Source organism: Enterobacter cloacae complex sp. IR5458, assembly GCF_049238025.1.
Classification (GTDB): domain Bacteria; phylum Pseudomonadota; class Gammaproteobacteria; order Enterobacterales; family Enterobacteriaceae; genus Enterobacter; species Enterobacter kobei.
The window spans coordinates 75,480-100,514 of record NZ_JBMKIF010000021.1; the positions used below are offsets into that span (position 1 = coordinate 75,480).

The following is a 25,035-nucleotide window of genomic DNA, read 5'->3' on the forward strand; positions in this document are numbered from 1 at the left end:
ATTATTGCATTTAATTTAGCAAAAAGCTAAAGTTGATTCATTGCAACAGGAGACCGTAATGAACAACCAATTACTTGCTTGGCGTAAGTGCTCAACAAAAGAGCAGTGGGCAGATCTTGCTAAAAAATCAGGCACATCTCCGGGATACCTGAATCTCATTGCTTATGGTCATCGCAATGCTTCCCCCAGACTGGCATTGGCGATCGAGAGCGCATCAAAGTCATTCGTGAATAAGCCAGTTATTACAAAAGAACAGTTGGTTTTCAAGAGCGGTTCTGAGGTGTGATATGTCGCACTCGATCACTACCGAAAACCAAGTTAAGCCATTGGATATCGATTATCGCGATCCGCGCGGTGTGATTGTGCATGTCACCGGCTGGAATCGGGATAAACAGCAGGTGTACTTCACCAGGCAGAATTATCCGCATGAATGCATGCAGCCTGTCTGGAAGTTTCAAAATTATTTCAGGAGGGTTGTGGAGTGAGCAATTTCTTACAGCTCGTTGATCGTCCAATAGCCTTTCAACGGTCCTTCGTTCGCCTTGGCGTGGGTATTACAGGTGCATTGCTATTGTCACAGATTGTCTATTGGCAGAACCGCATGGAAGGGAATTGGTTCTACAAAACCCAGACAGATCTCGAAGAAGAGACTGGATTAACGCGTTACGAACAAGAGGGAGCGCGTAAAAAGCTGGTTTCCTGTGGCGTACTGGAAGAAGCAAAACGTGGCATCCCAGCAAAATTATATTTCAGAGTAAACCAGGAGCGCTTGGAAGAACTTCTACTTGGCGAAAACCAGCATGCAGGTATGGGGAAAACCAACAAACAAGGATGCGGAATTTCCGCAAACAGTGATGCGGAAAACCAGCATGCAGGTATGGGGAAAACCAACGAGCAGTCATGTGGAAATTCCGCATCCATTCATACAGTAGATTACCAGGAGACTACACAGAAGATTAATACAGAGAATAAATATCTTGGTGCATCGGCTGAAGCCGACACACCGAAAGTGAAATCTTCAACTGATTATTCTCCTGCATTTGAAGAAGCCTGGCAGGCATACCCAAAACGTAGCGGTGGAAATAACAAGCTAAGCGCATTCAAAGCCTGGAACGCACGTATTAAACAGGGCGTAAAACCAGAGACGATGCTGGAAGGGGTTAAGCGCTACGCAGCTTTCATGGCCTCTGAGGGAAAGATCGGTACTTCGTTCGTCAAGCAGGCGGCGACGTTCTTCGGGCCGGATAAACATTTCGATGAACCGTGGCTGGTAGAGACCCAGGAAAACAAAGTCCCTACCCGACAAGACCAGTCTCGCTACGAGTGGTACGCAAAGTCTGATGACGGCTCTGCCGAGGTGTTTATCAATCAGTCAGCGATCGATCGCATGAACCGTGGCGGGTATCGCCCATGAAAATACTCCTCAAGCGTGTGCTGGTGGCCGGATATAACCACGGCGTTCTGTGCGAGGGATTTGTGACGTGGTGCTTTATAAAATTTGATTTACGGAGTGTCTGATGACCCCTGCTGAACTTTCAGAAAAACTATGGGATAACGCCGAGCGCGTAGCTAAATTTCTCCTTCCGAAAGGACATCTGGAGGGGAAAGAGTGGTGCGCAGGCAATACTAACGGTGACTCAGGAAAAAGCCTCAAGGTCAATATCGGCGGTAAAAAGTCATGGGCTGACTTTGCCAGCGGTGACAGCGGTGACCTGCTGGATCTCTGGGTTCTGGTGCGTAACTGTCAGTTGCATGACGCCATGCGAGAAGCGAAAGAGTTTCTTGGCCTGAAAGACGACGACCACCACTTTGAAGCGAAGAAAAAAACGTTCTCTCGTCCGACGAAGAAGGGCGTTAAATCGGCCAGTAAATGCTACGACTATCTCGCTTCGCGTGGCCTTACCCGTGAAACTGCCGATCGTTTTAAAGTGACAGACGCGGTGGTCTGGTACCACGACGAAAACCGCGAGGTGCCTGCCGTGGCATTCCCGTACATCCGGAACGGCGAACTGCTTCAGGTAAAACGTATCGGTACCGAACGGCCAAACGGCAAAAAGCTAATTATGGCTGAAGCTGATTGTGAACCATGTCTGTTTGGCTGGCAGGCTCTGGATAAAAACACCCGGCTGGTAGTTCTGTGCGAGGGTGAGATTGACTGCATGACCTTCACGCAGCTTGGCTATGATGCCCTGTCTGTTCCCTTTGGCGGCGGCAAGGGTGCCAAACAGCAGTGGATTGAATACGAGTATCACAACCTCGATCGCTTCCAGGAAATCTGGCTGTGCCTGGACAACGACGATGTAGGCCGTGAAGCGGCAAAAGAAATCGCCAGACGTCTTGGTGAGCATCGTTGCCGTATGGTTGAACTTCCGCACAAAGATATCAACGATTGTCTCATGAACGGCATGGACAGCGACTCCATTCTGGAATACATGGAGCGCGCTAAATTTTTCGATCCCGACGAGCTTTGCTCAGCAGGGGACTTGCTTCAGGAAACTATCGAGGCATTCGAACATCGGGATACCGGTCTGTTTACAAGCCCATGGGCTTCGCTGAACAACAACTTTAAGTTCCGTGCCGGTGAACTGACCCTCGTCAATGGCGTGAATGGGCATGGCAAAACAGAGCTCGTTGGACATATCGCGATTGATGCGATGAGTCAGGGCGTCAGGACCTGTATTGCTTCACTGGAGCTTAAACCAGGCAAAATGCTTGCCCGACTCACGCGGCAAACGATCTGTACTTCCTCACCGAAGCGTGAAGAAATCATTATGACCAACGAATGGTTTTCTGACCGACTGTGGGTATTCAAACTAACGGGAACGGCCAAAGCAGACCGGCTTCTTGAGATTTTTGCTTATGCCCGGCGTCGCTATGGCATTGAGCTGTTCGTCATAGATAACCTCGCTAAATGTGGCTTAGACGAAGAAGACTACACAGGTCAAAAGGACTTCATCGATACGCTGTGCGACTTCAAGAACGAGCATAACTGTCACGTCCTGCTGGTTACCCACGCCAGAAAAACAAACGACTCCGCTCCAACCGGAAAGATGGACGTAAAAGGCACTGGCGCTTTAACCGACATGCCCGACAACGTTATGGCTGTCTGGCGTAACATCCCGCGCGAACTGGCGCAGCGCAAGGCTGAAAGAATGGGTTATGAGTGCCTTGATAAGGACGAGCAGACTGCTATCCAAATGCCCGCCTCAATGATTCGCCTGTTGAAACAACGTGAGGGGGAAGGCTGGATCGGAGACATAGGAGCCAATTTTGATTCCCGCTCGCACCAGTTTATCGAAGGTGATAAAGGGCCCTTCAACTACTTGGCCGGCAAACAGCAAAGTGAACTTGATATTGAGTGGGAAGCAACCAACGCAACGAGGTATTAAAAATGGATCGCCTAATTAGAGAAATGTCGTACCTCTTTACCAAGCAGCGTTTTTTGGAGCTTCAGGAAACGGCCAAAGACATCGCAATCGGTCATAGTGACTTTCCTGAGTGTTTCGGTCTTATCGCTGAGGCAATCGCTGAATTTGTTGAAGACACTCCTGATGATGATTGGCGAGAGCATGAAAAAATCCTCATGCACTACGTTGCGATGCGCGTTCTGACGCTGTGGGGTAACGGCGAGAAAGTTACTGATGTCCAGTGGGCGCACCCGGGCTGGTTTGGCACTGCTGAAAAAGGAGAAACCATTCAATGAAACTGGAAGCATCACTCAAACATTTCAGCCCTCAGGGAATGCATATCAGCGACGACGTGAAAGGAACCTCTCCGGATCGTCTCACCGGCACTGATGTTATGGCGGCGATTGGTACCACCAGCAGCCGTGCGCGGTTCGGCATGGCCGCTTTCTTCGGAAAGGCTGGTATCAGCAAAACGGATGAACAGCTCGCAGTACAGGCGCTGATGCGTTATGCGATGGACGTCGCGCCGAAAAATGTTCGCAAAGCAGCTGGTGGGCAGTTCGGATGGTGCATGCAGATGTTGGCACAATTTGCCTTTGCCGATTACTCCCGTTCGGCGGCTACCAGCGTGACATGTCACAGTTGCAGTGGTACCGGACGAACAACCCGCGAGCAGATTACCCGCAAGGTTTCGTACCCATGGGGTAAAGCTCCATACTGGGCCTGCCGCTCTCGTGCTGTTCGACCGTCTGACTGGGAGCAGTGGACGGAGGTAACAGAGGTTGTACCGGCGGTCTGTGATGCTTGCGAAGGCAAGGGAACGATCAGCGCCCGTTGTCGTTGCGGCGGTAAAGGCGAGGTTCTAGACCGCAAAGCCACAAGCGAGCGCGGCGCGCCGGTGTTTAAAACCTGTGAGCGCTGCAGTGGAAACGGATTCTCTGCGGTGCCCTCTACAGCGGCGTATAAAGCGATACTGAAGCGCGTCCCTGATCTGCACGTGAGAACATGGACCCGTAACTGGAAGCCATTTCTGGAGGTGCTTGTCGATGTCTGCCACAGGGAAGAACAAAAAGCAGACTCGGCGTTTCAAGGCGCAACGAGCTTTCGTGATGATGTGAACAAAATTTAGCATCTTAGCAACTTTAAGCTTGATTTTGTCCGAACTTGTCCTGTATGCTTCTAATCGTGGAAGATACCGTCCAAACGAAATCAAGCAATCAAGCCCTGCCAGCAATGGTGGGGCTTTTTAGTTGCAACACAATGGAAATCGCTTTGAGTATGTGACGGCATCCCGATGAGTCCAGGCACACTTCCCTGGCGCGGCAAAGCGATCCCCATTGTGATGAAGCTCAGCGGCGAGCTAGGGAATAGTTTTGCGGTGATAATTCTAGATAAGTAACCACAAGGCGCGCGTAACCCAATCGGCAGCGCACCGATGGAAGTTGGTTCGACTCCAGCCTTCACAATCATTACTACGGGCTACCTTCGGGTGGCCTTTTTTGTTTCCCCTCCTTCTGAGAGAACTCACGGCAATGAAGTATTGACCGGCGGAATGATTTCGGCGTAATTTGTTTGTGTGGTGAATCCTTTCTAAGCGAAAGGGCGTTCCAGTCAACTGCTATCTGCAGGTATGCGCGCGGCTTTGCTGACTGGGGTAGAGTCACCGGGAGGCACCCGGCACCATGACAACAACAATACAAGTTTCAAATTCCTTGAGAGCCTGCCATAAAACGCAGGCCTTTTTTTATGGTTTTGCAAACTGCTGCTACGCTTTGAGTTGTGGGAAGTAACTGAATGCCCGGTGGTTCTCCTGGACCGATAGTGAATCAGCCGATACAGCTTCACCTCTGAGCATAAGTCTTACTCACACCTACCTTACAAATAGTCAACTCATTAGCCCGCCATCAACAGCGGGCTTTTATTATTTCCCCTCAAACTTACTGAGAGGATTCATAGCAATTACAGAGGGGGCTAAATGTCCGATCCTGTTTCTGGCACTACGGTAGCGGCTGGTGGTCTGATGGGAGCCAGCATGTTCGGCCTGGCAACCGGCATAGATTACGGTGTGGTGTTTGGTGCATTCGCTGGCGCGGTTTTCTACGTTGCTACAGCGGTTAATATCAGCCGCCTTAAGCTGGTGGGCTACTTCATCACCTCATTCATCTTTGGCGTTATCGGCGCACCACTGCTTGGTTCTTACTTCTCAAAATGGACGGGGTATAGCGACAGGCCACTTGATGCGCTCGGCGCGGTAATCGTAGCCGCTATTGCTATTAAGCTGCTGACGTTCGTCAACAGTCAGGATTTGGGTAGCCTGTTTGGAATTCTCTCTCGTTTACGTGGAGGAGGGACCAGCAATGGTAACAAGTGATCCGAGTGCGATGGCAAACGCAATTATCTCTGCGGTTATCGTTATTGCACTGATGTTCTACCAGCGTGGCGGGGCGAGACATCGCCCGCTGATATCACTGATGGCTTATTTCACGGTGCTGGTATACGCCAGCGTCCCTTTCCGTTACCTGTTCGGCCTGTACCATGAATCACACTGGTTTGTGGTGCTGGTGAACGTCCTGATTTGTGCCGCCGTTCTCTGGGCTCGGGGAAACGTAGCGCGCCTGGTTGATGTACTGAGGCACTAATGAACCAATCACAATTTCAAAAGTCGGCTGGGCTAAGCGCCGAGTTAGCTGCGCGCTGGTTTCAGCCAGTCAGCGAAGCGATGAAAGAGTTCGGCATCACTAAACCGGAAGACCAGGCGATGTTTATTGCTCAGGCAGGACATGAATCCGCTGGTTTCACCCTACTGGTGGAAAGTTTCAACTACCGGATTGCGGCACTGGAGAACTTCATTCGTGCCGGACGACTCACCGCAGATCAGGCAAATGCGCTTGGCCGCCGCCCTGAAGAACGCACTTTACCGATTGAGCGCCAGCGCGCTATCGCCAACCTGGTATACAGCAAGCGTATGGGGAATAACGCTCCCGGTGACGGCTGGTTATACCGTGGGCGTGGGCTTATCCAGATTACCGGCCTCAATAACTACCGTGATTGCGGCAACGGCCTGAGGGTTGATCTGGTTAAGCAGCCTGAGCTATTAGCCGAAGACGTTTACGCAGCCAGAAGCGCGGCGTGGTTCTTCTCCACTAAGGGATGCATGAAGTATTCCGGCGACCTGATGCAGGTTACGAAGATTATCAACGGCGGAACGAACGGGCTGGAAGATCGTCGCGCTCGCTTCGGACAGGCAAAAATGGTGCTTGTATGAAAAAGTGGCTACGCATCCTAATCCCGCGATGGGAGACAGATACAGTTGTGCTTCAGGCAAAAGGTAATGAGCTTCATATTGTCTGCAGCTACGACGATATCAATCCCGGCGAGATGTTTGACGGTATGTGCGAGCTTAAGACCTTCACCTGGATGAACTGGTCTTTCCCGTCAGGTGAGCCTATTAACGTTCGATCCTTTGAACCGAAGGTGGAAGTATGAGCACAGTACAGTTAATCATTTCGGTAGCTGTTGCCATTCTTGGAGCTATCGCCGCCGCTTTTGGAATTGGTCATTCACGCGGCACCAGCAAAGCGGAAGCCAAAGCAGACCAGCAGCGCACCGAAGAAAAGGCTGCAGCTACTGAAGCAGTAGCCGAACGCCGGGTAGAAGCAACCAAAGAGGCCAGCAATGTACAGCAGACTGTTAACCACATGCCTGATGACGATGTTGATCGCGAGCTGCGCGACAAGTGGAAGCGTCCCGGTGGTGGCTGATACCGCCTGTGACTGGGTAAAACCAATCTACCTGACTGATCACGACATCGACGTTATGGACCGTCAGACGAAGAAAGACATCCTGGCGCATAACAAAGCGTGGCAGGCGAACTGCCAGAAGGCAAACCTATGAGTTACACGCGATGCACCTTTTGCGGCTCGGGCTTACACACCCGCGAGAACTGCCCGCATACATGGAGCGGCAACGCTCGCCGGGTAAATCTGCGCTGTAGTTACTGCGACGCAACTGGTCATAATTCTTCCGCCTGCCCGCATAACGCCAGCAGTGCGAACCGTCGTCGTCTGAATGACGATTTCTATCTCGATTGAGGTTCTAAAATGATTGCAACCATCGGGACTATTCTTGTTTGGACTTTAATCGTTATTGCGGGAGCTGCTGGGCTGCTATTCGCATTCATCGGCTTTATGTTTTTTATCAGTTGGCCGAAGTGACGCTGACCCTTAAGGCATTACAGCAGGCATTCCCCGAGTGCCTGCGATAATGCAAAAAACATTTTTGACATAACCCATTTGGTGGGAGGATAGCATTCCACACAAACAGGAGGTTTTATGTTGAAAGGTATTAGTGCTTTAGATAAATGGCTTGCTCGCTCCACATGGCATACAGGGCATCCTATCGATATGGGAATATTTTATAGTGCTGTAAAAGAAATTATTTCCCAAAACCCAAATGTCCTTTTGCACGAATCAGAGATTGCCGCTTACATCAAAAGCTCACAGTCCGGGAAAATCGAAGCGAGTGAGCTTGAGCGCTTGGCAAAAGAGTATTCGCAAAAAGCAGAGTTAATTTCTGATTATGTAATTCTCGCTAAGTAATCCGTTTAAAAATTAAGTAGCCACTGGTATTCGCCGGTGGCTTTTTTTTATGCGCATCGCACGCGCACATCTAAGAAAGTCTTTCAGCTGTGAGCCTGGGCAAACCGTTAACTTTCGGCGGCTTTGCCGTGCGACAGGCTCACGTCTAAAAGGAAAATCAAATGCAGGTCACTATTGATGGTGTCCCGTATGCACCTTCCAGCGCAATTTCATCGCGGATCGGGATTGCAATAACGACACATCAGCGCGCCGACGTTTTGAAACGAGCGCTTGAACAGCACATGAAGCACCTGCCAGTTGGTGCGCTGGTGGTGGTTGTGGATGATGGTTCAAAACCTGCAGCGGTAGTTCCCCACGGCGTGCAGCTGCTTCGCCATGAAACTTCACTCGGCATTGTTGCTTCGAAGAACGCCAGCCTGTCAGCCCTGATGGATGCCGGGTGCGAGCATCTTTTTCTGTGGGATGATGATGCCTGGCCCATCGCCGACAACTGGCATCTTCCCTACATCGAATCACCCGAGCCACACCTGGCTTACCAGTTTCTCGATCTGGCTGGTCGCAATAAGCTGAATGACCTTTCGGTGCTTTACCGTGACGATCAGCATGTGGCGTACACCGGACAGCGCGGCGTGATGCTGTATTACCACCGTAGCGCCATCGAGAGGGTGGGCGGATTCGATCCGGTTTATGGTCGCGGCATGTACGAACACAGCGACCTCGCCTTGCGCATCCATAACGCTGGACTGACTACGTGGGCTTACGCTGATGTCCTCGGTTCAGACAAGCTGATTCATTCCCTCGATGAGCATGAAGCGGTGGAGCGTTCGGTACCGAGGCCCGACCGCCAGGCGCTGGTGGAGCGTAATGTGAAGATCCACAACGAACGACGTGATACCGGCTTTACCGGTTACGTTGAATATCGGCGTCAGCGCGACGTGGTTATTACTACGCTACTGACCAGCCAGCCTGACCCTCAGCGCGGTACGAAAATGACGGCCTCGCCTGACATGCTGACCAAGTGGGCGGCCTCGCTTCGGAATTGTGGGCGTATTGCGCTGGTGGATGAATTACTGACGGCTCCGGCAGATGTTGAGCTGTATCTCGTTCCTGACGTAAAGATGAATGTCTATTTCCGGCGCTGGCTGCATATCTGGCAGCACCTGCGAGATCATCCTGAATACCGGTTCGTCTGGTGTACTGATGGCACCGATGTCGAAATGCTTCGCGCGCCGTGGGAAGAAATGCAGCCCGGGAATGTTTACGTCGGTTCTGAACCGAAGACATACGCCGACACCTGGGCGAAACAGAATCATCCTGAGCGTATCTATCAGGAATTCATTGAAGCGCACCGCGGCGATGTGATGCTTAACGCTGGTCTGCTGGGTGGCACCCGCGCTGATGTAATGGCGTTCGCTCATGGCATCATCCGTCTTTACTACCGGATCGAGAGTTATCGTTTCTGGAAGAAAGAACAGGTTGGCGCCGCGGTGGGTGACATGCTGGCGTTCGGTATTGTCGCGCAGTCATTCGCTGACAGGCTGGTCACCGGCCCTCTGGTACATACCGTTTTCAAAACTGATGGCATCGGCAAAGAAAATGCCTGGTGGCGCCATAAATAACAGGAGGACTTATGATTTCGTATGAGGTTGAGTTTCCGACTCAAAAATCATTTAGTTTAAAAATTGATGGTTACTCTTCAGCAGAGGGGCTGGGTTGTAAAACGGTTGAGGCTATTGGCGGAGACGTCAACGTGCGGCTCGAAAAGAAGACTCTGTTGATGGTCCCTTATCATGAAGACATCACGCCAGATTTCACCTTGGAGGGTTACAAGCAGCGCGCTGAAACTCACGCGAAAACTATGATCGATCAGATTGTTAATGCGGCTCAGGACCGAGCCGCTGACGATTTAATTCAGGAAGTTACGAACGCAGTTACTTCTTCTGAATTATTTTCTCAACTCGCTTAATCGCCTCGTGAGCATCTGGGGCCGATGAAATTTCAGGCGGTGTAACCTCCTTCAGTACATCCATCAGAACGTCCCTAACATTCTGTTTTGGTGACAGCTTGTTAACAGCTTCAATAATCAGAGAAAAAACCAGTTTATTGGTGGCTTTTTCAATCTGTAATTCACGTTGTAAATCTGCAACTGCTTTTTCCAGTTCTAACATGGAACCCATGGGTGTTTTCCTTTTCAGAGGTAATCAGCCATCCCTCCGCATTGAATGCGCCAGTGTCCCACCACTGACGGGCTGAATGCTTACCTTAACCAGGGTTAATGAGAAGTAACACCCTGATATTCAGACAGTAGCCGCCATCATGCGGCTTTTTTATTGGAAATTCGCTGATGGCTGAAGACATTAAGTTTGTGGTGGTAGGCCATCACTCCCGCATAGGGCATGCGCAACGGCTTGCTGCGATGCTGAATGCTCATGTGCTTATTGACTATGGTAACCACGGCGCGAACTGGAATCATCGGCGTGCTCTTGAATGGGCTTCCTGCCAACCTTGCCGGGTAGTGGTGCTGGAAGACGACGCGATGCCCGTTCCTTGGTTTGCCGAGCTGGTGGTCGACTGGCTGACCCGCTTTCCTGACGACATGCTGAGCTTTTATCTCGGTACCGGCCGTCCACCTCAATATCAAATGCAGATAGCCGAACGGCTGATTGTTGCTGATAAGACTCAGGCAGACTACATCACATTGCCGCGGCTGATACACGGCGTTTGCTATAGCGTGCCGCATCAGCATATTGAGCGTGTGTTGTCTCGATGGGATAGCAGTAAGCCTGCCGATTATGCCGTTGGTGATGCCTATGGCGGTTCAGTGGTCTATCCGTGTTACTCGCTGGTGGACCACGCTGACGGCGAACCGGTTGAGCGTCACCCTGACTCAGCGCCACGGACAGAACGCCGTCGGGCTTGGAGGTTAGCCTGATGCCTGCGTTAATACCGAGAGCATGCCGCAAGCGTGGATGCCCTGGCACAACCACAGACCGCTCAGGCTATTGTCCCAAGCACCTTAACGAAGGCTGGCAGCAGCATCAGCGAGGACAGAGCAGGCATCAGCGAGGTTATGGCAGCAAGTGGGACAGGCTGCGCCCAATCGTTCTCGACAGGGATAAACACCTCTGTCAGGAATGCCTGCGAAATGGAAGGTATACACCCGCTGAGACGGTGGACCACATCACCGCCAAAGCAAATGGGGGTACCGATGACCTGTCCAACCTTGAAAGCCTCTGCAATCCCTGCCACAGGGCGAAAACAGCGGTCGAAAGACTCAAATGACATCAATTCTCATTTGGATAGACCGAGGGGGAGGGCGGGTTGAAAGTTCAGGAACGACGCGCCAAAGGACCGCCGCCTAACCTCTTTTCACATCGCCGCAGGTTAGAAAACTTTTTTTAGGGGTCCCCCATTCGATGATTAATAGGAGTTTTCGATTATGTCTGGACCACCGAAAACCCCGACCCATCTACGTTTGGTGAGGGGTAACCCATCAAAACGCCCGATCAATGAGAACGAACCAAAACCCGCTGCAGGGGTACCCCCAACGCCGAAGCATTTCGACAAGCAGGGGAAATACTGGTTTAAGCGGATGGCCGACGAGCTCGATGCTATCGGTGTGATGTCCCAACTGGACGCCAGAGCCCTTGAGTTGCTGGTTGAGGCATATACCGAATACCGTCACCACTGCGACACGCTTGAAATTGAGGGGTACACCTACCGGACCGAAACGCAGAGCGGGGATGTGATGATCAAAGCTCACCCGGCGGCCATCATGAAAGCTGATGCCTGGAAACGTCTTCGCGCCATGCTAGGAGAGTTCGGGATGACGCCAGCCAGCCGCTCGAAAGTGAATGCAAAAGGTCCTGATGCGGTTGATCCGCTGGCCGAGTTTATGAAAGCGAGGGATTAATGGCTAAGGTTGCAGAAGGCATCCGCTACGCCGAGAGGGTCGTTGCCGGGGAAATAATTGCCTGTGAGTATGTGCGCCTTGCCTGTCAGCGTTTTCTTGACGATCTGGCACACGGCGAAGAGCGCGGAATTTACTTTAGTGAGCCGCGCGCGCAGCACATTCTGAATTTCTATAAGTTTGTTCCTCACGTAAAGGGCGCGCTGGCAGGCCAGCCTATTGAGTTGATGGACTGGCATGTTTTCATCCTGATTAATATTTTTGGTTTTGTTATCCCGCTGGTTAACGAAGAAACGGGAGAAACCGTCCTGCGTAACGACGGCAGCGGTCGTCCGGTGATGGTTCGGCGCTTCCGTACTGCAGATGTTGAGGTGGCCCGTAAAAATGCCAAATCAACACTTTGCTCAGGCGTTGGGCTGTATATGGCTGGGGCCGACGGCGAGGGAGGTGCGGAGGTTTATTCCGCCGCTACCACCCGTGACCAGGCGCGAATTGTTTTTGAAGATGCGAAGAATATGGTCAAGAAGGCGAAAGCCACTCTTGGGCGGCTCTTCGAATTCAACAAACTCGCCATCTACCAGGAGCAAACGGCCTCCAAATTCGAGCCATTATCATCAGATGCGAACAACCTCGACGGCCTGAACATCCACTGCGCCATTGTCGACGAGCTGCATGCACATAAAACCCGTGATGTATGGGACGTTCTGGAGACGGCAACCGGCGCGCGCCTGCAGTCGTTGCTTTTCGGTATCACCACCGCCGGCTTTAACAAAGAGGGTATCTGCTACGAACTGCGTGATTACGCCATCAAGGTTCTGCGTGGGCTGGTAAAAGACGATACGTTTTTTGCCATCATCTACACATTAGATGAAGGTGATGATCCCTTTGATGAAAAAGTCTGGCAGAAGGCAAATCCGGGGCTGGGTATCTGTAAGCGCTGGGATGATCTCCGCCGCCTGGCTAAAAAGGCGAAAGAGCAGGTTTCGGCCAGGATTAACTTTTTCACCAAGCACATGAATATCTGGGTTACGGCTGAGTCTGCCTGGATGGACATGATGAAATGGGAGAAATGCGAGTTTATCGCTCCGCAGCATGAACTTAAAACCTATCCCTCCTGGGTGGGCGTAGACCTTTCAAACAAAATTGATATCTGTGCGGCCGCCAAAGTATGGCGCGCGCCAGGTGGCCACGTTCACGCGGATTTTAAATTCTGGCTTCCGGAAGGACGCCTTGAGAAATGTTCACGCCAGATGGCAGAGCTCTATCGTAAGTGGGCTGAGCTGGACAAGCTGATCCTTACCGACGGGGATGTAATCGACCATGCTCAGATTAAGGAAGAGCTGCAACAGTGGGTTGCTGGTGAAAGCCTGAAAGAAATTGGCTTCGATCCGTGGAGTGCCACGCAGTTCAGCCTCGCTCTGGCAGAAGAAGGGCTGCCGCTGGTGGAAGTTCCGCAGACGGTTCGCAATTTCTCTGAGGCGATGAAAGAGGTCGAAGCACTGGTGTACGGTGGCCGCTTCCATCACAGCGATCACCCGGTAATGAACTGGATGATGTCCAACGTAACCGTCAAACCTGACCGGAACGAGAACATTTTCCCGAACAAGTCCACACCAGAGGCCAAGATTGATGGCCCGGCGGCATTGTTCACAGCAATGAGCCGCGTTCTGGTTAACGGTGGCAACGACCAGCAGGATCTCTCCGGATTCTTCAATAATCCCATCATGGTAGGTTTCTGATGAAAAAAAACAAACAGCCAGGCAGGGTTAAAAGCGCTCTGCTTAACTGGCTCGGTGTGCCTATCAGCCTGACTACCGGCACGTTCTGGGAGGAATGGTTTGGCACCAGCAGCAGCGGAAAGGTGGTAACAGCCGATAAAGCCATCCAGCTATCGGCTGTGTGGGCATGCGTAAGGCTGTTAAGCGAGTCTATTTCAACCCTTCCGCTGAAAATATACGTTCGACAGCCTGACGGTTCGCGCAAAGCGGCAACCGATCATCCTGCCTATTCGATACTGTGCCGCCGCCCCAATTCAGAAATGACACCATCACGCTTTATGTTGATGGTGGTCGCCAGTATTTGCCTGCGCGGGAACGCCTTCATTGAGAAGAAATTCATCGCAAACCGCCTGGTTTCGCTGGTGCCTTTACTGCCGCAGAACATGGTGGTTAAACGTCTCACTACCGGGGCGCTGGAATACAAATACACTGAAAACAGAAACGAGCGCGTCATTCCGGTCAAAAACATCATGCACATTCGCGGGTTCGGTCTGGACGGTGTTTGCGGCATGATGCCGATGAAGACTGGCCGTGATGTGATCGGTTCAGCAATGGCCGTTGAAGAGTCCGCGGCGAAGATATTCGAACAGGGCCTGCAGAGTTCAGGATTCCTCTCTTCTGATAAAGCTCTGGATGATACTCAACGTGAAAAACTTCGCGGTTACATGGCGGCGTTTACCGGTTCGAAAAACGCCGGGAAAATCATGGTTCTTGAGGGTGGTTTGACGTACCAGGGCGTGACCATGAACCCGGAAGATGCTCAGATGCTCGAAAGCCGCGCATTTAGCATTGAGGAGATCTGCCGCTGGTTTCGCGTGCCGCCTTTCATGGTTGGTCACACCACGAAACAAAGCAGCTGGGCATCCAGCCTGGAAGGTATGAACCTGCAGTTTCTGACTCATACACTTCGACCGCTGCTGGTGAATATTGAGCAGGAAATTGGCCGGTGCTTACTCGACAGCGATGACGAAGTGTTTGCAGAATTCTCTGTTGAAGGTCTGCTGCGAGCCGATAGTGCCGGTCGCGCGGCATACTATACCAGCGCGCTTCAGAATGGCTGGATGTCCCGTAATGACGTTCGTCGTCTTGAGAACATGCCGCCGATTGAAGGGGGCGATATTTACACCGTTCAGCTCAACCTGACGCAACTGAAAAATCTCGAAAGCAGCAACCCTGCTGTTCAGGCACTGGCCCTGCGAGAGCTGCATAACCACGTATTCCCCGATATTTCCTTTGAACAATCTCCGCTGAAACAGGCCGCTTAGGAGCACTTTCCTGATGAGCAAAAAACAACTTCCGGTAGCACCGGCGGGTCGCCCCTGCGCGCGCGTTACCTGTGAAACATTACCGTCCGCACTGGACCGCTGGGACGGCGGGATCAAAGCGGCGGCCACCGACGATAACAGCATTTCTGTTTTTGATGTTATCGGGCAGGACTACTGGGGCGAAGGGGTAACAGCTAAACGTATTGCCGGTGCGCTTCGGGCGATGAACGGCGCCGACGTCACGGTGAATATCAACTCACCGGGCGGCGACATGTTCGAAGGTCTGGCTATTTATAACCTGCTCCGCGAATACGAAGGCCGTGTAACGGTGAAGGTGCTGGGCATTGCCGCCAGCGCCGCCTCGATAATTGCGATGGCCGGGGATGATATTCAGATTGGCCGTGGTGCCTTCCTGATGATCCACAACTGCTGGGTATACGCGATGGGAAACCGCCATGACTTTGCTGAACTGGCACAGTCACTGGAGCCATTCGATACCGCAATGGCTGATATCTACGCGGCACGCTCCGGGCTTGATATGGCCGCCGTGCAGAAGTTGATGGATGCTGAAAGCTATATCGGTGGCAGTGATGCTGTGGCGAAAGGTCTTGCAGACAGCCTGCTTTCTGCTGATGCAGTCAGTGATGGTGATGAATCTCCCGCCGCAGCGCTGCGTAAACTCGATGCGCTACTGGCTAAAACCAACACCCCGCGTTCTGAGCGCCGAAAACTCATTAAAGCCTTATCCGGTGGCATGCCTGGCGCTGTCACCACCAACGACGGTACGCCGGGCGCTGCCGAAGATATCAAACCTGAAACCCTCAATTCACTTGAAAGCGCCCTGGCGGCGTTAGTCAAATAAGGACCCTTTATGTCTGAAGTAAACGATATTCTGAAAAAAGTCACTGCCAGCATTGAAGAGGCGACCGGCAAATTCAACGCGAAAGCGGAGGACGCACTCAAAGAGGCGCAGAAGTCCGGCAAGCTGTCAGAAGAAACAAAAGCAGCCGTTGATAAAATGGCTTCTGAGTTCAACGCCCTGCGCGATGCAGAAAAAACGCTGAGGGCCGCTATGGGCGAGCTTGAGCAACATGTTGCCCAGATGCCGCTGGCAAACGCGAAACATGTTGTGGAATCAATCGGTCAGCAGGTGATCTCTGCTGAAGCGCTGAAAACCTTTGCCTCCGGCGTGGAAGGTGGCAAGCGTATCAGTATCCCGGTTAAGGCCGCACTGACTTCTGCTGATGTGCCTGATGGTGTTGTCGAACCCCAGCGAATTCCTGGCATCGATACGGCACCAAAACAGCGCCTGTTCATTCGAGATCTGATTGCGCCTGGCCGCACTTCCTCCCCGGCTATTTTCTGGGTGCAGCAGACGGGCTTTACCAATAACGCGAAAGTGGTTCCTGAGAATACGCAGAAACCCTACAGCGACATTGAGTTTACGCCGAAAATCACGGGCGTCAGCACCATCGCTCACCTGTTCAAAGCCTCCAAGCAGATCCTGGATGATTTCGCACAGCTGCAGTCAACCGTTGATGCCGAAATGCGCTACGGACTGAAGTACGCGGAAGAGCAGGAAATTCTCTTCGGAGACGGCACCGGTGTGCATCTGCATGGCATCGTTCCTCAGGCGTCAGCTTTCAACCCGGCGTTTACTGTTGAACAGCAGAGCGGTATTGACGATCTGCGTCTGGCAATGCTGCAGGCGCAACTTGCGCGCTTCCCAGCATCCGGCCACGTCCTTCACTTCATTGACTGGGCGCGGATCGAGCTGACTAAAGATAGCCTGGGTCGCTACATCCTGGCTAACCCTGCAGCGCTGACTGGTCCGACGCTGTGGGGCCTGCCGGTTGTTGCCACGGAAGCGGCAGCCTTCCAGGGTAAATTCCTGACGGGTGCTTTCAACGCTGGCGCGCAAATCTTCGACCGTGAAGATGCGAACGTTGTTATCTCCACGGAGAACGCCGACGACTTCGAGAAAAACATGATCACCATCCGTTGCGAGGAACGTCTGGCACTGGCCGTCAAACGCCCTGAAGCGTTCGTGTATGGCTCCTTCAGCACCGGTGCAGGTAGCTGATAAACACTGCGGCCTTCGGGCCGCTTTTACAGGTGGGAAAATGAAACTGATCGCACTCAAACCGATTTATTTCGGCGGTACCGTCGTTACTGAAGGGCTTCCTCTGGAAACTCTGGAACAGCACGGGCGCGAGCTCATCAAAAAAGGCTATGCGATGCTCGATGAATCAGAAAATCCTGCAGAGCAGGAACAGCAGCAGGAACAGCAGCAGGAACAGCAGCAGGAACAGCAGCAGGAACAGCAGCAGGAACAGCAGCAGGAACAGCAGCAGGAACAGCAGCAGGAACAGCAGCAGGAACAGCAGCAGGAACAGCCGGAAGTAAAAGTGGAAAAGAAGGCGAAAAAATAATGGTCGATCTTGATGTGGTGAAACAACACTGCCGCATTGATACCGATTTTTCCGGAGACGATGCCCTGCTGACTTTATACACCGGTGCGGCTGCGCGTTACGTCCAGACATGGACAAGGCGAACGCTCTATGAAAATCAAAGTTCCCCTGGCTACGCAGACGACCCGGACCCGATACTGCTCAATGATGATGTTAAGGCAGCCATGCTACTGCTTATCGGTCACTGGTATGCAAACCGGGAATCCGTGTCCATCGGGCAAACCGTTGCAGAGGTCCCGCTTGCAGTTGAAGCCCTGCTTCAGCCATACCGAATTTACGGAGTGTAGGAGGAGTTATGCAGGCCGGAAGACTGAGAGATAGGGTGGTAATTCAGAACATCACAACATCGCGTGATCCTTCTGGTCAGCCTGTTGAAACGTGGCATAACGGTGCAGAAGCCTGGGCAGAAGTTAAGGGCATCAGTGGGCGTGAGTTGGTAGCCGCTGGTGCTGAAACCGCAGTCGCAACCATCAGGGTATGGACACGATTTCGTAGCGATATAACTGCTGCGTCCAGACTCAGGGTTATGACTGGCCCGCTCAAGGGGGCCATTTTAAATATCATTGGTCCGCCGATACCTGATTCTCGCGGCATTCAGCTCGAAATTCTTTGTAAGCAGGGGATCGAAAAATGATAGACACGAGCCTCGATTTTTCTGGGTTAAATGATATCGCAAAGGACCTGGAGGCGCTTAGCCGCGCTGAAAACAACAAGGTCCTGCGTGATGCTACGCGCGCCGGTGCCGAAGTGCTTAAGGAAGAAGTAATCGCACGCGCACCAGTGCGCACCGGGAAACTGAAAAAAAACGTGGTGGTGGTGACCCAAAAAAGCCGCCGCCGCGGGGAGATTTCTTCCGGCGTCCATATTCGTGGCGTTAACCCGCGCACCGGCAACAGCGATAACACGATGAAGGCGAATAACCCGAGAAACGCCTTTTACTGGCGCTTTGTGGAGCTGGGAACGGCCAACATGCCTGCGCATCCTTTTGTGCGACCCGCTTACGATACGCGCGAGGAAGAGGCCGCCAGCGTCGCTATTGCCAGAATGAATCAGGCTATTGATGAGGTATTGAGCAAGTGAATGAAGATGATATCTACGCCTTGCTTTCTCCCCTGGCGCAAGGACGGGTATATCCCTACGTTGCACCATTAGGTAGTGACGGAAAGCCGTCTGTCTCGCCACCCTGGATTATTTTTTCCATCGTCGATGATGTTTCCGCTGACGTGCTGTGTGGCCAGGCAGAGAGCAGGGTTTCCATTCAGGTAGATGCTTACTCAACCTCCATCAAAGAGGCGCGCGCGCTCGTGGAAGATGCTCTAGTGGCGCTACGGCCACTAAACCCGACGGAGGTCGCCAGGCTCCCCGGATACGAGCCCCATCGACGACTCTACCGCATGACCCTCGATTTCAGGGTTACCCCCTGACAATTAATTCACCCAACGAACCCGCCTGATGGCGGGTTTTCTTTTTCCAGGAGACAGCTATGTCTGCACTTTATGAAAAATCGCAGCTGACGAAGATCCTTATTTCCTCTCTGCCAGCCACCAAAGAAACGATGGATTCCGCAACCTTCCTCGATCTGAGTTGCACCATCAAAGAAATTCAGTTCACCGGTGGTCAGAAGCAGGATATCGACGTAACAACGCTTTGCTCTACCGAGCAGGAGAACATCAACGGCCTGCCTTCTCCGTCAGAAATCTCTCTATCCGGTAACTTCTACAAGAATCCGGCGCAGGACGCCTTGCGTGAAGCGTATGACAACGATACGACCTACGCTTTCCAGGTTATCTTCCCGTCCGGCAAGGGCTTTAAGTTCCTGGCTGAAATCCGCCAGCACACCTGGTCTTCCGGTACCAACGGCGTAGTGGCGGCAACGTTCTCCCTGCGCCTGAAAGGTAAGCCTGAAAACATCGAGTCTGGCTCCTGAGAGGTCTCATGAAGAATATTAAAAATCTCGCCCTGGCTAAGATGTCGGGATTTCGTCATAAGACGGTCGCCGTTCCTGAGTGGGAAGGCGTCAAAGTGGTTCTCCGTGAGCCGTCAGGTGAAGCCTGGCTGCGCTGGCAGGAAGTGGTGAAAGCGGGAGCCGACGATGAAAATGTGTCGGTATCGGAAAAGGCGCACCGTAATCTTTGCGCTGACGTGGTGCTCTTCATTGACGTTCTGTGCGACACCGATAAGCAACCGGTGTTCAGCGTTGACGAAGAAGAGCAGGTGCGTGAAATTTACGGACCTGTCCACTCACGCCTGCTCAAACAGGCGCTTGACCTGATTAACAACGCGGACGAAGCGCGGGAAAAGTCTCAACCCCCGGCGTAAAGTTTCTGATGTCGCTTGCGCTCCGGATGGGGCGCACGCTATCAGAACTTCGGCAGAACATGACGGCAAGCGAGCTTCTGATGTGGATTGAGTACGACAGGCAAAGTCCGGTTGGCGATATTCGTGGTGACATTCAGGCAGCTCAGCTCGTCTCTGCCATCTACGGCTCGCAGGGGGCAAAAGTACCGCTGGACGATGCGATCCTGCGCTGGGGTGGTGATGAGCAATCAGCACCGAAGGACCCGTTTGCAGGGCTTGAGGCGGCGCTAACTGCTGCAACTCAGTGACATTTTACCTAGAAAACATTAGGATTTTAGCCACTAATAATTCTGGGGATAGAAAATGGAAATTTTACTTGTTTCAATTGTAATAGGCTTAGTTCCAGCCTTAATAGCTCAAAGCAAAGGCCGCTCTTTCTTTGCTTGGTGGGTTTATGGTGCATTGCTGTTTATTATTGCCTTTGTACACTCGCTTGTAATTAAGAAAGATGTGGCAGCTGAAGAAAAAGACTTAATTGAAAATGAGGGTATGAAAAAGTGTCCGTTCTGTGCGGAAATAATCAAAAACGCAGCCATTAAATGTAAACATTGTGGCAGTGATTTGATGGCCGAATCACCTCCGGCTAAAACCGATGAAGAATACCTTGAAGAAGCCAGGCAAAAGGTCTGGAAACAATAAAAATAAAACCGCTTCGGCGGTTTTTTTACGTCTGGAGTTTGGATAAATGGCAACCTTACGCGAATTAATAATCAAAATTTCCGCCAATTCTCAATCTTTCCAGACGGAAATTTCCCGCGCCTCACGTATGGGGCAAGACTATTACCGTACCATGCAAAATGGTGGACGACAGGCCGCCGCCGCCGCCCGTGAGAGCGAAAGGGCTCTATCCGATTTGACTGATGGATTTGCATCAGTAGGGAGAGCAGCAGCCGCTGCTACAGCTGCCTTTGCGACAGGTAAACTTGTTCAGATTGCCGATGAGTGGAATTCAGTAAACGCTCGTCTAAAGCAGGCCTCATCTTCTGCTGATGATTTTGCTGCCTCTCAGCGGCAGTTAATGGAAATAAGCCAAAGAACCGGCACGGCATTTTCAGATAACGCAAACCTTTTTTCTCGCGCAGCTGCCTCAATGCGCGAGTACGGTTATAGCTCTGACGAAGTTCTGAAAATTACAGAAGCTGTCTCTACCGGTCTTAAGCTTTCTGGGGCTAACACTCAGGAGGCGAGTTCTGTTATCACTCAGTTCAGTCAGGCGCTCGCACAAGGCGTTCTTCGTGGTGAAGAATTCAACGCCGTTAACGAAGCAGGTGATCGTGTTATTCGCGCACTTGCCGCCGGAATGGGCGTGGCCAGAAAAGACCTGAAGAGCATGGCTGACCAGGGGCAACTTACGATTGATAAGGTTGTACCTGCATTAATGAGCCAGCTGGGCTCATTACAGGGTGAGTTTGCCAGCATGCCGCAAACAGTTTCCGGATCCCTGCAAAAAGTCACAAACTCATTCATGGCCTGGGTGGGCGGTGTAAACCAGGCAACCGGTGCTACTGATGCGCTGTCTGGCGGATTGGATAATGTTGCCCAGACGCTTGATTCTTTTACCTCATCAGCAGTGAGCGGCGCGCTGAGTGACGTTGCTGACAATATGTCAACAATTACAACAGTCGCTGGGGCGCTTGTTGGCGTGGGGCTGGCTCGCTACCTAAGCGGAGTTGTAACCAGCGCCACGAGTGCAACAGGTGCGCTAATTTCAGCGGCTAAGTCAGAGGTTGCACTTGCTGTTGCGCAGGATAAAGCGGCTCAGTCTGCTGTTGCAGCTTCAAGGGCAGAAGTTTATCGAGCCCAGCAGGCTGTTCAGCGATCGCGAAGCGCAGATGTTCAGGCCGCCCAGCAAGAGAAAATTGCGGCAGCAGAGGCAAAAGTTACAGCAGCGCAAGCCAGACTGACAACCGCTCTTGCAAGTGGCACCGCTACGGAAAAAGTCAGGGCCAGAACTGCTCTTGAGCGCGCGCAGGCAGGGCTGGTGGCAGCTAAAAACGCTGATGCTCAAGCTATTGCTGAAAGGCGTCTGTCCGCGACCCAGGCTTCATTAAGCCGGAACCTCGCAAACCGCGTTTCGACTCAAAGCAATCTCAATAGCGTAACATCTGTCGGTACTCGCCTGATGAGTGGTGCGCTTGGCCTGATTGGCGGCGTGCCGGGTCTGGTGATGCTGGGGGCAGGAGCCTGGTATGCGATGTATCAAAATCAGGAGCAGGCTCGGCGTTCTGCTCAGGAATATGCCAGTCAAATCGACGAGATACGAGAAAAAACTTCCCGCATGTCTTTGTCTGAAACAGACGATAATAGGGGGAGGACTGTTGGTGCTCTGGTAGAGCAAAATCGTCTGATTGATGAGCAAGCCAAAAAAGTCCGAAATTTAAAAGATGAAATTGATAAGTTGAACTCAGCCCGTGGACAGCCAGGTATAACTAGCGTTAACGATGCGGATATTTTAAGAGCTATTGCCATCGCCACAGATCAGCTCGCTGTTGAAGAGGGGAAGTTAAATGGTATGCGAGATAAATCTCGCGGCATACAGCAGGCTCTCGAAGAAATTGAGCGGCGTCGTAATGATTTAATACGCGAACAAGCCTGGCGACAGAATGCGGTATATCAGTCGATGATCATGATGAATGGTCAGCATACTGAATTTAACCGCCTGCTGGGTCTGGGAAATCAGCTATTAATGGCCCGGCAAGGGCTGGCTAACGTCCCGCTCAGACTTCCGCAGGCCGACCTCGACAAAAAGCAAACCGATGCCCTCGAAAAGAGCCGCCGGGATCTGGAGTTGTCACGCCTGAAGGGTGAAGCAAAAGAGCGCCTGCGACTGAGTTATGCCGCCGATGACCTGGGGTTAACCAGTGATCCACAATTCCAGACAGGCCGTCAGGAGTTGATTAATAACGGTCTTGCTGAATGGCGGAATAATGAGGCCAACAAACCTAAGGCGAAGGTCGGTAAAACCGAAGGCGAGAAAACCGAGGATGTGTATAAGCGCCTTATCAAGCAGCAAAAAGAGCAGATTGCCCTGCAAGGCCAGAATACTGAACTGGCGAAGGTTAAATACCAGGTCAGCCAGGGCGAACTTGCTTCTCTGACAGAAGCCCAGAAAAAGACGGTATTGCAGAATGCTGCGCTGATTGACCAGGTTAAATTACGTGAGCAACTGCGAAATTACGAAGCCAACCTTGCTGACAGTAACGCCAGCGCCCGCGCAGCCAATGAAGCGCAACTGCTGGGATACGGGCAGGGAACCAGGTTTCGTGAAAGACTTCAGGAGCAGTTCAATCTGCGTAAGGAGTTTGAGCAGAAGAATACCGATCTTCTTCGCCAGCGTCAGGCTGGTGAAATCGACGAGACGTTCTATCAGCAGGGGCTGGCACTTAATAAGCGCTACCTCGAAGAGCGCCTGCGCGACCAGGAGGGATATTACGCAGCTTCTGATGCGCAGCGTGACGACTGGATGACGGGACTGTCTGAGGGTTATGCGAACTGGGTGGACGAAGCTACTGATTATTCTTCCATGGCCGCTGACGGCATGAAGCAGGCCATGGGTGGCGCGGTCACCACGATCACCGACATGCTCAATGGCAACGTTGACAGCTGGAAGGACTGGGGCGTGAGCGTACTGAAGATCATCCAGAACGTTCTGGTGAACATGGCTGTTGCTAATGGCGTCAGCTCAATTGGTTCACTGTTCAGTTTTGGGGCTTCGTCGGCCGCTACCGCTAGTGGCGGTACCGCTATTCAGAATGCTGGCGCGAACTTTACCTTTAATGCGAAGGGTAATGTTTATGACTCTCCTTCCCTGAGCGCCTACAGCAATGGCGTTTTTCAGACGCCTCAGCTGTTTGCTTTTGCCAAAGGCGCAGGGGTTTTTGCCGAGGCTGGTCCGGAAGCCATTATGCCGCTTACGCGCGCCGCTGATGGTTCGCTGGGCGTTCGGGCAGTTGGTACTCCGCAGGTCTCCGGCGGTGTGCCTTCAGTTAACTTCGGCGATATCAATATTCAGGGTGGATCACCACAGGCAGCCAGTCAGGGAACCGCCGGCGCCGCTGGCAGACAACTGAAAGATGCCATCACTGGCGTCATTAACGAACAGGCCAGCATGCCGGGCTCGCCTCTGTGGCGATTAATCAAGGGAGTTTAACCATGGCAGTCGAAACCTTCAGCTGGTGCCCAAAGGTTGCCTCTCAGGTTGATACAAGTTTTCGTACCCGAAAGGCGCAGTTTGGCGATGGCTATACACAGGTGGCCGGGGACGGCATCAACCCGGTAACACATCAGTGGAGCGTGAGCTTTACCGGCGACGAGGCTTACATTCAGGCCATTAAAAACTTTCTGAACAGACATGCAGGGTGGAAGTCATTTATCTGGAAGCCGCCGCTTGAGCCTTCAGGTTTATGGCGCGCGGAATCCTTCCAGATATCTACCCACGGCAACAAAAAATACACCCTCAGCAGCACATTCATACAGGCATACCATCCATGAGTATTTCATCTGATGTCCAGAAACTGGAGCCGGGTAAGCGCGTCCGCCTGATCGAGGTGGACGGCTCAGCGTTCGGTGCGGGTATTCTTCGCTTTCACAACGAGACAATCCCGCATACCGAGGCGGAAATCATCGCCGCAGGCGGCGACGAGTCAAAACTTGAGCCGAAGTCGGTGTGGTGGCAGGGGCAGGAGTATGGCGCGTGGCCGTACGAACTGACCGGCATATCTGTCAGCAGTGACGGCCAGAGCTCACGGCCGTCTCTCACCGTTGCAAACATCAGCGGTACGATTGGCGCGCTGTGCCGAAGGTTTCAGGGGATGGCTAAAGCAAAGGTGATCATCCATGACACCTTCGCCCACTACCTGGACGCAAGAAATTTTCCTGACGGGAACCCGACTGCGAATCCCAACGAGGAGCGCAAACAGGTTTATTACATCGACCGTAAATCAGGATCGGACGATGAAACCGTAGAGTTTGAGCTTTCCAGTCCAGCCGATCTGCGCGGGCAACTTATTCCGACCCGGCAAATTCAGCCAATGTGCACGTGGTGCATGCGGGGCTGGTACAAAACCGGGAACGGCTGCACCTACGCCGGGCAAAACGGCTGGTTCGATAAAGACGGCAATCGGGTGGACGATCCTTCACAGGATGTTTGCTCCGGACTGCTGTCAACGGGCTGTAAGCCTCGCTTCGGAGAGAATGAACAGCTGGATTATGGCGGGTTCCCCGGCGCTTCACTTCTGAGAGGATAATC

General features: G+C 52.3%; 35 protein-coding genes and 1 pseudogene. 35 read left to right on the top strand and 1 reads right to left on the bottom strand.

All coding sequences use genetic code 11. The features are described 5' to 3' along the window. Positions 1-58 precede the first annotated feature (58 nt). The 16 genes from ACOTYN_RS17170 to ACOTYN_RS17245 all read left to right on the top strand — a co-directional run bounded on the left by ACOTYN_RS17170 (position 59) and on the right by ACOTYN_RS17245 (position 9,971). On the top strand, positions 59-286 hold the full coding sequence (locus ACOTYN_RS17170) for a transcriptional regulator (protein ID WP_001064664.1): 228 nt from the start codon (positions 59-61) through the stop codon (positions 284-286). 1 nt (position 287) lies between these two features. Beyond that, positions 288-485 carry a DUF4222 domain-containing protein gene (locus ACOTYN_RS17175; RefSeq protein ID WP_000019788.1) on the top strand — a complete coding sequence of 66 codons (198 nt, stop codon included), beginning with the start codon at positions 288-290 and terminating at the stop codon, positions 483-485. After that, positions 482-1,414, top strand: coding sequence for a hypothetical protein (locus ACOTYN_RS17180; protein WP_000064516.1), 933 nt, complete (start codon positions 482-484; stop codon positions 1,412-1,414). Before ACOTYN_RS17175 ends, ACOTYN_RS17180 begins: the two co-directional genes overlap by 4 nt. Before the next feature lie 103 nt (positions 1,415-1,517). Continuing rightward, on the top strand, positions 1,518-3,389 hold the full coding sequence (locus ACOTYN_RS17185) for a toprim domain-containing protein (protein WP_045285666.1): 1,872 nt from the start codon (positions 1,518-1,520) through the stop codon (positions 3,387-3,389). Between the two features lie 2 nt (positions 3,390-3,391). Further along, positions 3,392-3,703 (top strand): hypothetical protein, encoded by a 312-nt coding sequence (locus ACOTYN_RS17190; protein ID WP_045285667.1) that lies wholly within the window; start codon positions 3,392-3,394, stop codon positions 3,701-3,703. Next, positions 3,700-4,536, top strand: a complete 837-nt coding sequence (locus tag ACOTYN_RS17195) for an antitermination protein (protein ID WP_121528177.1) — start codon at positions 3,700-3,702, stop codon at positions 4,534-4,536. Before ACOTYN_RS17190 ends, ACOTYN_RS17195 begins: the two co-directional genes overlap by 4 nt. Positions 4,537-5,382: 846 nt before the next feature. Further along, positions 5,383-5,778: a phage holin family protein gene (locus ACOTYN_RS17200; protein WP_017145563.1), complete on the top strand. Its 396-nt coding sequence runs from the start codon at positions 5,383-5,385 to the stop codon at positions 5,776-5,778. Then, positions 5,765-6,046: a phage holin family protein gene (locus ACOTYN_RS17205; RefSeq protein ID WP_023330778.1), complete on the top strand. Its 282-nt coding sequence runs from the start codon at positions 5,765-5,767 to the stop codon at positions 6,044-6,046. The genes ACOTYN_RS17200 and ACOTYN_RS17205 overlap by 14 nt, the downstream gene beginning before the upstream one ends. After that, positions 6,046-6,672: a glycoside hydrolase family 19 protein gene (locus ACOTYN_RS17210; RefSeq protein WP_332956872.1), complete on the top strand. Its 627-nt coding sequence runs from the start codon at positions 6,046-6,048 to the stop codon at positions 6,670-6,672. Before ACOTYN_RS17205 ends, ACOTYN_RS17210 begins: the two co-directional genes overlap by 1 nt. Next, positions 6,669-6,893 (top strand): hypothetical protein, encoded by a 225-nt coding sequence (locus ACOTYN_RS17215; RefSeq protein ID WP_332956874.1) that lies wholly within the window; start codon positions 6,669-6,671, stop codon positions 6,891-6,893. The genes ACOTYN_RS17210 and ACOTYN_RS17215 overlap by 4 nt, the downstream gene beginning before the upstream one ends. Further along, positions 6,890-7,168: a hypothetical protein gene (locus ACOTYN_RS17220; RefSeq protein WP_332956876.1), complete on the top strand. Its 279-nt coding sequence runs from the start codon at positions 6,890-6,892 to the stop codon at positions 7,166-7,168. Before ACOTYN_RS17215 ends, ACOTYN_RS17220 begins: the two co-directional genes overlap by 4 nt. Then, complete coding sequence (locus ACOTYN_RS17225; protein WP_332956879.1) at positions 7,119-7,301, top strand: hypothetical protein; 183 nt, start codon at positions 7,119-7,121, stop codon at positions 7,299-7,301. Before ACOTYN_RS17220 ends, ACOTYN_RS17225 begins: the two co-directional genes overlap by 50 nt. Beyond that, entirely contained in the window at positions 7,298-7,498 is a 201-nt protein-coding gene (locus tag ACOTYN_RS17230; RefSeq protein WP_332956882.1) for a hypothetical protein, read from the top strand. Before ACOTYN_RS17225 ends, ACOTYN_RS17230 begins: the two co-directional genes overlap by 4 nt. Before the next feature lie 240 nt (positions 7,499-7,738). Beyond that, the gene (locus tag ACOTYN_RS17235; protein ID WP_109976282.1) at positions 7,739-8,005 is read left to right on the top strand and encodes a hypothetical protein; all 267 of its coding nucleotides are present in this window, start codon (positions 7,739-7,741) and stop codon (positions 8,003-8,005) included. A 161-nt stretch (positions 8,006-8,166) separates the two neighbouring features. After that, positions 8,167-9,624: a glycosyltransferase family 2 protein gene (locus ACOTYN_RS17240; protein ID WP_332956886.1), complete on the top strand. Its 1,458-nt coding sequence runs from the start codon at positions 8,167-8,169 to the stop codon at positions 9,622-9,624. 11 nt (positions 9,625-9,635) lie between these two features. After that, positions 9,636-9,971 (top strand): hypothetical protein, encoded by a 336-nt coding sequence (locus ACOTYN_RS17245; RefSeq protein WP_332956889.1) that lies wholly within the window; start codon positions 9,636-9,638, stop codon positions 9,969-9,971. Here ACOTYN_RS17245 and ACOTYN_RS17250 read toward each other — a convergent pair. Beyond that, complete coding sequence (locus ACOTYN_RS17250) at positions 9,937-10,182, bottom strand: hypothetical protein (protein ID WP_332956890.1); 246 nt, start codon at positions 10,180-10,182, stop codon at positions 9,937-9,939. The genes ACOTYN_RS17245 and ACOTYN_RS17250 overlap by 35 nt on opposite strands. A gap of 167 nt (positions 10,183-10,349) precedes the next feature. On the opposite strand from ACOTYN_RS17250, the gene ACOTYN_RS17255 reads away from it, so the two are divergent. From ACOTYN_RS17255 to ACOTYN_RS17345, 19 genes and pseudogenes are all read left to right on the top strand, one after another. Beyond that, positions 10,350-10,937, top strand: coding sequence for a hypothetical protein (locus tag ACOTYN_RS17255; protein ID WP_371886112.1), 588 nt, complete (start codon positions 10,350-10,352; stop codon positions 10,935-10,937). Further along, positions 10,937-11,287 (top strand): HNH endonuclease, encoded by a 351-nt coding sequence (locus tag ACOTYN_RS17260; protein ID WP_371886111.1) that lies wholly within the window; start codon positions 10,937-10,939, stop codon positions 11,285-11,287. Before ACOTYN_RS17255 ends, ACOTYN_RS17260 begins: the two co-directional genes overlap by 1 nt. A 157-nt stretch (positions 11,288-11,444) precedes the next feature. Further along, positions 11,445-11,918 carry a phage terminase small subunit P27 family gene (locus ACOTYN_RS17265; RefSeq protein WP_032636952.1) on the top strand — a complete coding sequence of 158 codons (474 nt, stop codon included), beginning with the start codon at positions 11,445-11,447 and terminating at the stop codon, positions 11,916-11,918. After that, complete coding sequence (locus ACOTYN_RS17270; RefSeq protein WP_332956894.1) at positions 11,918-13,654, top strand: terminase large subunit; 1,737 nt, start codon at positions 11,918-11,920, stop codon at positions 13,652-13,654. Before ACOTYN_RS17265 ends, ACOTYN_RS17270 begins: the two co-directional genes overlap by 1 nt. Continuing rightward, positions 13,654-14,958 (top strand): phage portal protein, encoded by a 1,305-nt coding sequence (locus ACOTYN_RS17275; RefSeq protein ID WP_332956896.1) that lies wholly within the window; start codon positions 13,654-13,656, stop codon positions 14,956-14,958. The genes ACOTYN_RS17270 and ACOTYN_RS17275 overlap by 1 nt, the downstream gene beginning before the upstream one ends. A 13-nt stretch (positions 14,959-14,971) precedes the next feature. Further along, a complete protein-coding gene (locus ACOTYN_RS17280; RefSeq protein WP_110820320.1) occupies positions 14,972-15,820 on the top strand; it encodes a head maturation protease, ClpP-related in 849 nt (282 codons plus the stop codon). Between the two features lie 9 nt (positions 15,821-15,829). After that, positions 15,830-17,041 carry a phage major capsid protein gene (locus ACOTYN_RS17285; RefSeq protein WP_248186727.1) on the top strand — a complete coding sequence of 404 codons (1,212 nt, stop codon included), beginning with the start codon at positions 15,830-15,832 and terminating at the stop codon, positions 17,039-17,041. A gap of 40 nt (positions 17,042-17,081) precedes the next feature. Continuing rightward, positions 17,082-17,390, top strand: a complete 309-nt coding sequence (locus tag ACOTYN_RS17290) for a hypothetical protein (protein WP_332956902.1) — start codon at positions 17,082-17,084, stop codon at positions 17,388-17,390. Further along, positions 17,390-17,716 carry a head-tail connector protein gene (locus tag ACOTYN_RS17295; protein ID WP_059585579.1) on the top strand — a complete coding sequence of 109 codons (327 nt, stop codon included), beginning with the start codon at positions 17,390-17,392 and terminating at the stop codon, positions 17,714-17,716. The genes ACOTYN_RS17290 and ACOTYN_RS17295 overlap by 1 nt, the downstream gene beginning before the upstream one ends. Positions 17,717-17,724: 8 nt before the next feature. Then, positions 17,725-18,063, top strand: a complete 339-nt coding sequence (locus ACOTYN_RS17300) for a phage head closure protein (protein ID WP_032659088.1) — start codon at positions 17,725-17,727, stop codon at positions 18,061-18,063. Continuing rightward, positions 18,060-18,509, top strand: coding sequence for an HK97-gp10 family putative phage morphogenesis protein (locus tag ACOTYN_RS17305; protein ID WP_044703926.1), 450 nt, complete (start codon positions 18,060-18,062; stop codon positions 18,507-18,509). Before ACOTYN_RS17300 ends, ACOTYN_RS17305 begins: the two co-directional genes overlap by 4 nt. Further along, positions 18,506-18,853 carry a tail completion protein gp17 gene (gene gp17 / locus ACOTYN_RS17310; protein ID WP_042863305.1) on the top strand — a complete coding sequence of 116 codons (348 nt, stop codon included), beginning with the start codon at positions 18,506-18,508 and terminating at the stop codon, positions 18,851-18,853. Before ACOTYN_RS17305 ends, gp17 begins: the two co-directional genes overlap by 4 nt. Positions 18,854-18,912: 59 nt before the next feature. Then, positions 18,913-19,332 (top strand): annotated as a pseudogene (locus ACOTYN_RS17315) (phage tail tube protein); the annotation flags it as partial. Positions 19,333-19,364: 32 nt separating this feature from the next. Continuing rightward, positions 19,365-19,748 carry a phage tail assembly chaperone gene (locus ACOTYN_RS17320; RefSeq protein WP_001549114.1) on the top strand — a complete coding sequence of 128 codons (384 nt, stop codon included), beginning with the start codon at positions 19,365-19,367 and terminating at the stop codon, positions 19,746-19,748. Positions 19,749-19,756: 8 nt separating this feature from the next. Next, positions 19,757-20,035 carry a phage tail assembly protein T gene (locus tag ACOTYN_RS17325; RefSeq protein WP_023305929.1) on the top strand — a complete coding sequence of 93 codons (279 nt, stop codon included), beginning with the start codon at positions 19,757-19,759 and terminating at the stop codon, positions 20,033-20,035. 55 nt (positions 20,036-20,090) lie between these two features. After that, entirely contained in the window at positions 20,091-20,426 is a 336-nt protein-coding gene (locus ACOTYN_RS17330) for a zinc ribbon domain-containing protein (RefSeq protein ID WP_032665364.1), read from the top strand. A gap of 46 nt (positions 20,427-20,472) precedes the next feature. After that, on the top strand, positions 20,473-23,937 hold the full coding sequence (locus ACOTYN_RS17335) for a phage tail tape measure protein (protein WP_332956906.1): 3,465 nt from the start codon (positions 20,473-20,475) through the stop codon (positions 23,935-23,937). Positions 23,938-23,939: 2 nt separating this feature from the next. Beyond that, the gene (locus ACOTYN_RS17340; protein WP_332956908.1) at positions 23,940-24,278 is read left to right on the top strand and encodes a phage tail protein; all 339 of its coding nucleotides are present in this window, start codon (positions 23,940-23,942) and stop codon (positions 24,276-24,278) included. After that, positions 24,275-25,033, top strand: a complete 759-nt coding sequence (locus ACOTYN_RS17345) for a phage minor tail protein L (protein ID WP_006809150.1) — start codon at positions 24,275-24,277, stop codon at positions 25,031-25,033. The genes ACOTYN_RS17340 and ACOTYN_RS17345 overlap by 4 nt, the downstream gene beginning before the upstream one ends. The last annotated feature ends 2 nt before the right edge of the window (positions 25,034-25,035 follow it).